Origin of the sequence: Microcystis sp. M20BS1 (assembly GCF_020245305.1) — a bacterium.
GTDB lineage: Bacteria > Cyanobacteriota > Cyanobacteriia > Cyanobacteriales > Microcystaceae > Microcystis > Microcystis ichthyoblabe_A.
The window spans coordinates 1-4,798 of record NZ_JADBUZ010000106.1; the positions used below are offsets into that span (position 1 = coordinate 1).

Below are 4,798 nucleotides of genomic sequence, written 5' to 3' on the forward strand. Positions count from 1 at the left end.
GCAACACAAGCTGCACAAGCTGCTGCCGCTGCTGCAAATAACGATGCAGAGTGGGTGGCGACGACCCCTGCCACAAGCACCAATCCTATGGAATAAGAATCAGCTGACCTTATCGGAGGTCGGCTGATATACGCCTCTCTATTAATAGAGGGGCGTATATACCGTTCTACTACAGAGAGAAGGAAATGACTACACCATACACAATAATATCTAGACAGGGCGTCGAAAATAGAAGACAGTTTAAAGAACAACCCTTCGGAGAAGATTTGGGCAACGGCATCACCTTAGAAATGGCTGCCATCCCGGGGGGAACTTTCCTGATGGGTTCATAGCCAAATGAGGGATATAGTTTTGATGATGAACACCCTCAACATCAAGTAAGTGTCCCACCCTTTTTCATGGGTAAATACCCCATCACCCAGGCACAGTGGAAAGAGGTTGCCTCTCGCACAGATTTAAAAGTTAAACAAAACCTTGATCTCAACCCGGCCCATTTTAAAGACCGTCCCGATAGTGATCGCCGCCCCGTAGAACAAGTCAACTGGTACGATGCCGTTGAATTTTGTGCGAGATTATCGAAACTGACGGGAAGGGAATACCGACTACCGAGTGAAGCGGAATGGGAATACGCTTGTCGTGCTGGAACTACTACCCCATTCTACTTTGGGGAAACCATTACGGGGGAATTGGCTAACTATAACGCCAGCGAAACAACTCCCGTGGGACAATTTACACCCAATGCCTTCGGACTGTACGATATGCACGGCAATGTCTGGGAATGGTGTGCTGATACTTGGCATGATAACTATGACGGTGCGCCTAGTGACGGTAGTGTTTGGCTTGATAATAATCAAGAGGAAAATATTGATGGAAAGAGCAGATTCGGCATATATTCTGTCATGCGGGGCGGTTCCTGGGGCAACAATCCTAATCTCTGCCGTTCCGCGATTCGCTACGACACCTACCGCCGTGTCAACCGCTACTTCCTTAACGGTTTTCGGGTAGTCTGCGTCGACCTTGATCGCGAGGGTGCTGATTCCCCTCGATTTTGGGATAAAGCTGATCGCTTGATGGTGGTGACGGTAGGAGGTGCAGCCCTAGGTGGATCGATTGCGGGAGTTTACGGTGCGGTTATTGGTGCGATATTAGCGGCGGGTTGCGGATGGTATATTACCTTTAGGAAAGCAAAATGAAAACTTTGTTATCAGCAATCAAATAATAGAGGTTATGTTATGTTGTCATTTGAAGAGCTTCAGAGTAAAGCATCAGCAGAGAAACATCTGCTGTCATATGAAGAGTTTCAGAACCAGGTCTTAAAAGTATTCGGTGCCTCTAAAAGAGAGTGCGATTTTTATAATTTCTCGTACGGTTTCGTTGCAGAAATTAGCTACACTAATTTCCAGTGGTTATTTTTTGCAGTCAAATATGTAACAGACCCTGAAAACTGTTACTATGGCCACTGGATTTGTGTTAAAAGATATGACAAGGCCTGTAAGTGTATTACTGAGTTATTGCCTCAAGCAATAGAAGTTCTTGCACAAAGAACAGAGGAAAGTATAAAAGAAGAAATTGCTGTTTTTAACCAATTAAAGAAGTAATTAGGGAGTAAAAAATGAGCCTCTGCCTATCATGCGCCCGTCGTAATGACCAAGATCCATGTATGGGTCAATTCTCTGACGGGCATTACTATTGGGGAACTCCAGTAGTTCGGTCCGAATTGGAGAAGGTACCTTCTTGGGTACGGGATAAAGAAGTATATTCTGTCAAGGAGTGCAGCAGATGGGAAGAAAGCCCTTAAGTGCCTTAATAATATATGCAATAATGGCACTCGGCGTAGCTGCATTCGCTGGCGTAGCACTTAACCTATCGAAGGCCTCGCCTTCCATATGTAGCGCTAATAATGACAAGGTAGTAGATAGAGTTAAGGTAATCACATCCACCGATCCCCTACTTGCCTCTAATAGGAGAGGCTGTTATGTATATATACCCTTAGATGGGCCCCCGCCTGAGATAGGCGAGTGGTTAACTATACAAGGGAGAGTGGTGAATGGTGAGTTTAAGGGCACCTATAACCGTACTTATCTAGACTATGATAGTGATAGCAGCCCTAGGCTTAAGAAGCGGTTCCTCAGAATAGAGGAGCCCTTACAAGAGACCGAACCTGGTTCTGGTTACTATCTGTTAGGTAACCTCAGCCTACGCGTCGATGCGCTCGACGTGCGGGCCATCAATTATGCGTTACGACACGGCGGTGTCGTATACGCCATCATCGAATGGGACCAAGGTGTAGTGTATAGTATGACCTTCGTTAACGAGACCGAGTTCTATGAGGCTATAAAACGTGCTAGATACAATGCTCGCCCTTATACTAGGGAGGAGGCCCCCGCCCATACCAGTAGAGCTATGTGATATAAGGCGCCATAATGGCTCCCTCGTAACGGCTAAGGCCTGGGTTAAGAGCATTACATACTCTAACCCTCTACTACCCGACCATGCCTACGCCCTCCTATACGAGGGTGCGGGCACTAGCAGGTGCAGTGTACTTATCCTGGCTAGGAGAATACGCAGCGGTAGGTTTATAGAAGTAACGGGTAACGTTAGTAACGGCACGTTAATTAACGTTACCTTTAAAACATTACCTTAGGGTAAGTCTCATGACAATCGTATTGGGAGCGCTGGCCCTCATAGTATCTCTGATACCATATCTCAGTATCGAGATTCTGTTGATGGCGCTTATGCCACTTATTAGCGGCGATAACGCGATGGGCGTATTAGCTATAGTGATAATTGGCACTATCACCAGTGAGGCCCGCATGAGTAACCCGGCCTTCACTGGTATGAGGGTAGTTACCGCCACTAGCGGGTACGACGCATCGGCTTCGCTGTTAATACGCATCACCAGCCTAATTGGTGGCATAGTAGCCAGTCTAGGCATAGTAGTCATGGACCAATACCTCGGTGTATCTCATATGTGGATAACGCCATTAATGATGGTCATCTTCATATTAGTGCAGTGTTGGGGCCGCGCCGAGATGATAGGTCTAGCCGTTATCACGGCTATCTTCCTATGGTTCCTGCATAGTCAGCCCCACGCTACTACCATCCTGGGTATGGGGGGCTACGTTATGGCCAGCCTAATACGCCCCGCTAGGCGTAAGACTGAGGACTGTGAGACCAGCAATGCGCTGGGCATCGCTATATCACTAGGACCATTCCTGGCTATTGGGTTACCTGTAGCCGCAGCCGCCCCTGATGGTAAGACTGAATCCTATCTCGAAGCGGTAGTGCGGGGCATATCATTGGGACTAGTCATGTTAGGTAATAGTAGTGGGCGAGATGCCATGAGTTCCTATCTGGCCCTAACGGATGTAGATCAGTTGAATTGGCGCGCCTTCGTCGGCGTAGTAGTGTTACTGACACCCCTATTCTTATCAGCCTATTGGCTGACCATCTGGATGATAAGGAGCCCTATGTGGCAACGCTGGTTACACGCCGGCCCCACTCGCCTTATCAATCTAGGTGTAACGGCAGCCGCGCTGGTCGTGTTGATGGCATCGGCTCATGTTAGTATTCTATTCCTACCGGGGGCCGTATGTCTAGGACTGATGTATATGGTAGGGGAGTTATCAGGAATAGATAAGATGCTACCCTTCCCCATACTAATAGTCATCAGCCTCATAAGCCAATGGGGCTCCTAGTACCACACTAGGCCCCATTGGGGCACTAGGGGACATCGACTGCGGCCTAATCGGCGGCACTGGGTGTACCCATCCATTAACTACATACGCCGGAGAGCTATATGAAGCCTATAGAATTAGACGCGCGTCACGTAGCGTGTCTATCACTGTTCATGTTCGCGGTGATCGTGCTGGTCATCACGCATAGTGTGGCGGTATTACTAATCGTAGCATTCCTGGCCCGCGCGCTCTATCTATCGAGCTCCAAGCGGAGCAATGCGCGTATCATACTATCACCTAATGGTGTAGAGAGTCGAGTAGGCGGGAAGAGCTACTGGAAGATAGGGGAGGTAGGAAATGTCTAGCTACCCCATTCATCTATATAGTCTAGCCATTAAGCCGCGATATAGAGGACTAGTAGTTCTCGTATCCAAGGCATGTCTAGAGATGAAGAAGGCCCCCGCAGGGGGGACCAGCCGTCAAGTATGGCCATACTACGGAGCCCGCCGCGGGGAAGAGTGGCCGCATCATTAAGAGACCCCAGGTCCCGCCTTATCAATTAACCAACTAACGAGGTAATATGAAGCTCAGAATCAAATTGACACGTACCAACGCAACCCGACAAGTAACACTTACTACTAGCCCTAAGAATGGCAACACGGTGCTAACTGGCACCGTGGTGGGGGCCAGTGATTATCAATTGAACGTGAATGGTAACCTCGTTGATGTCAGTGAGTTAGCCATTGGGCTGACTGTTAATCTAGTATTCAGACCACAAGATACTGATACTATAGCCGAGCACGTAGCTGATGGTTACCGTATCCATGGAAATGGCAGTCCATTCATCACAATGGTAATTGAATGTCAAACTAAGAAGCCCGCAGCCGGGGGCAATATAATCATCATGGGGGACGACATTGCGTCAATTGACTATGAAGCATGGAATGACGATACCTTCGTGAATGAAAAAGAGTTAGATATGCTCTTCCAGAAGGGGGCAGGAACTAAGGGGGCAAGTGGAGCAGCGCGTGAAGCAAGTGCTCCTACTTCAGGTGCTCCCAACTGGTTCAGCCGTAAGGTAACTCTCCAAGAGAGACTCTAATAGAGAGCTAGAGTATAAA

General features: G+C 48.2%; 4 protein-coding genes and 1 pseudogene. All 5 read left to right on the forward strand.

From position 1 onward, the window contains the following. Positions 1 to 206: 206 nt before the first annotated feature. A pseudogene (locus tag IM507_RS11090) lies at positions 207 to 1,013 on the forward strand (formylglycine-generating enzyme family protein); the annotation flags it as partial. 219 nt (positions 1,014 to 1,232) lie between these two features. Then, positions 1,233 to 1,598 (forward strand): hypothetical protein, encoded by a 366-nt coding sequence (locus IM507_RS11095; RefSeq protein ID WP_287637006.1) that lies wholly within the window; start codon positions 1,233 to 1,235, stop codon positions 1,596 to 1,598. Between the two features lie 181 nt (positions 1,599 to 1,779). After that, positions 1,780 to 2,409 carry a hypothetical protein gene (locus IM507_RS11100; protein WP_287637007.1) on the forward strand — a complete coding sequence of 210 codons (630 nt, stop codon included), beginning with the start codon at positions 1,780 to 1,782 and terminating at the stop codon, positions 2,407 to 2,409. Between the two features lie 245 nt (positions 2,410 to 2,654). Further along, on the forward strand, positions 2,655 to 3,698 hold the full coding sequence (locus IM507_RS11105) for a hypothetical protein (RefSeq protein ID WP_287637008.1): 1,044 nt from the start codon (positions 2,655 to 2,657) through the stop codon (positions 3,696 to 3,698). A 559-nt stretch (positions 3,699 to 4,257) separates the two neighbouring features. Beyond that, positions 4,258 to 4,779 (forward strand): hypothetical protein, encoded by a 522-nt coding sequence (locus IM507_RS11110; protein WP_287637010.1) that lies wholly within the window; start codon positions 4,258 to 4,260, stop codon positions 4,777 to 4,779. The last annotated feature ends 19 nt before the right edge of the window (positions 4,780 to 4,798 follow it).

Excerpts from the sequence above, each read along its gene's own strand:
- IM507_RS11105 (WP_287637008.1), top strand. The coding sequence starts at position 2,655 with ATGACAATCGTATTGGGAGCGCTGGCCCTCATAGTATCTCTGATACCA.
- IM507_RS11100 (WP_287637007.1), top strand. The coding sequence starts at position 1,780 with ATGGGAAGAAAGCCCTTAAGTGCCTTAATAATATATGCAATAATGGCA.
- IM507_RS11095 (WP_287637006.1), top strand. The coding sequence starts at position 1,233 with ATGTTGTCATTTGAAGAGCTTCAGAGTAAAGCATCAGCAGAGAAACAT.
- IM507_RS11110 (WP_287637010.1), top strand. The coding sequence starts at position 4,258 with ATGAAGCTCAGAATCAAATTGACACGTACCAACGCAACCCGACAAGTA.